The sequence below is a fragment of the Cellulosimicrobium cellulans genome (genome assembly GCF_042723955.1).
In the GTDB taxonomy this organism is placed as follows: Bacteria; Actinomycetota; Actinomycetes; order Actinomycetales; family Cellulomonadaceae; genus Cellulosimicrobium; species Cellulosimicrobium cellulans_H.
Window position 1 is genome coordinate 1 of the sequence record NZ_JBHXIC010000175.1, and the last position, 1,837, is coordinate 1,837.

Consider the following 1,837-nt stretch of genomic DNA (forward strand, 5'->3'; position numbering starts at 1 on the left):
GGCGGCGCCGGCGGCCGCGGCCTCGGATGCGGCGACGACGGCGGCGGGAGACGGCGCGGCCACGGCCGGGACGACCGCGCCGGCCGCCAGCATCGCGGTCAGGGCGGCGACCGCCGTCGTGACGACGCCGCGTCTGCGGCGCGGTGCTGCTGCTCGGGTTCTCACAGGGGACCTCCATCGGTTCCTCACCGACGGCCTCGTCGCCGTCGGGGCGCCGCGCGCGGGGCGGCGGCTGGTGGCAGTCTCGCCGCACCGGCCCCGCACGGGTCAAAGGGATGATGCGCATTATTAGCGTGGTCCGTGGGACGGGACACAGCGCTAGAGTCGTGCGATCCCGACATCGATGTCTGCCATCAGGCTTCTGCGCACCCGAAGGAATCGCCACCGTGCCGCTCTTCGACCTCCCTCTCGCCGAGCTCGAGACCTACGCGCCCGCGCTCGACGAGCCCGCCGATCTTGACGCGTTCTGGGCTCAGACCCTCGCCGAGTCCCGCACGGCGGGCGGCGACCTCGCCGAGACCGTGCGGCTCGAGCGCGTCGACTCCGGGCTGGAGACGGTCGTGGTCGACGACGTCACGTTCCCGGGCTTCGGCGGCCAGCCGGTCAAGGCCTGGCTCGTCCGGCCGACCGTGGCCGAGCGCGCCGCTGCCGCCGGCGACGCCGTACCGCTCCCGGCCGTCGTCGAGTACCTCGGGTACGGCGGCGGGCGCGGCCTGCCGCACGAGCACCTGCTCTGGGCCAGCGCGGGCTACGCGCACCTCGTCGTCGACACGCGCGGTCAGGGCAGCGGCTGGGGTACCGGGGGCGACACACCCGACCCGGTCGGGTCCGGCCCGGCCGCCCCCGGCTTCCTGACCCGCGGCATCCTCGACCCGCACGAGCACTACTACCGCCGCGTCATCACCGACGCCGTGCGGGCCGTCGACGCCGTGCGGACGGTCGACGGCATCGACCCCGAGCGCGTCGCCGTGACCGGCGTGAGCCAGGGCGGCGGCCTGACGATCGCCGTCGCCGGCCTGGCCGACGGCCTCGTCGCAGCGATGCCCGACGTCCCGTTCCTCAGCCACTACCGCCGTGCCGTCGAGATCACCGACCGCCTGCCGTACGCAGAGATCACGCGCTACCTCGCCGTCCACCGGCAGCACGAGGACGCCGTGTTCCGCACGCTCTCCTACCTCGACGGCGCGAGCCTCGCGCGCCGCGCGACCGCCCCCGCCCTGTTCTCCGTCGCCCTCATGGACCCGGTCTGCCCGCCGTCCACGGTGTACGCGGCGTTCAACGGCTGGGGCGCGAACGGCGGCAGTGTCGAGCGCGCGATCGACGTCTACCGCTTCAACGAGCACGAGGGCGGCCAGGCCTACCGCTTCGCCCGCCAGCTCGCCTGGCTCCGCGAGCACACCCGATAACCCGGCCCGCGCGCCGCACCCGCACCACCCCGCGCGGCCCTCGAGGCAGCACCCGGGTCACGCGAGCGAGAACCCCGGTCCGCCGGAGTGCCAACCTGATCGCGCAAGGTAGGACCGTGGTCGCGCGAGGTAGAGCCGCGGTCCTGCCCGACGGCGGCTGGCCGCCTGCCGCGGTCGGGTCGCCCGGGTTGCGCGGCCTTGTATCGGATCAAGCGGCCCGGAGTCGGCCAGGCAGGCCGTGGCGACTGACCCGCACGTCGGCGCCGTCCCGACGCGGCCCGGCACCGACGTGCGGCGCGGGCGGCGCGGCGCGGGCGGTGCGGCGCGGCGCGGCGCGGGACGACCCGACACCGCGAGTAGTCGCCCGGGTGAGCGACGACCAGGGTGAGACGACGTAGGGCGGGGTGGGTGGTGGTGCCGCGTCGTGGCGG

Annotated in this window: 1 protein-coding gene; it reads left to right on the plus strand. The window is 75.6% G+C overall.

Features of this window, described 5'->3' with window-relative positions; all coding sequences use genetic code 11:
* Nucleotides 1-386: 386 nt before the first annotated feature.
* Complete coding sequence (locus ACFWH7_RS21030) at nucleotides 387-1,406, plus strand: acetylxylan esterase (RefSeq protein ID WP_378219636.1); 1,020 nt, start codon at nucleotides 387-389, stop codon at nucleotides 1,404-1,406.
* Nucleotides 1,407-1,837 lie beyond the last annotated feature (431 nt).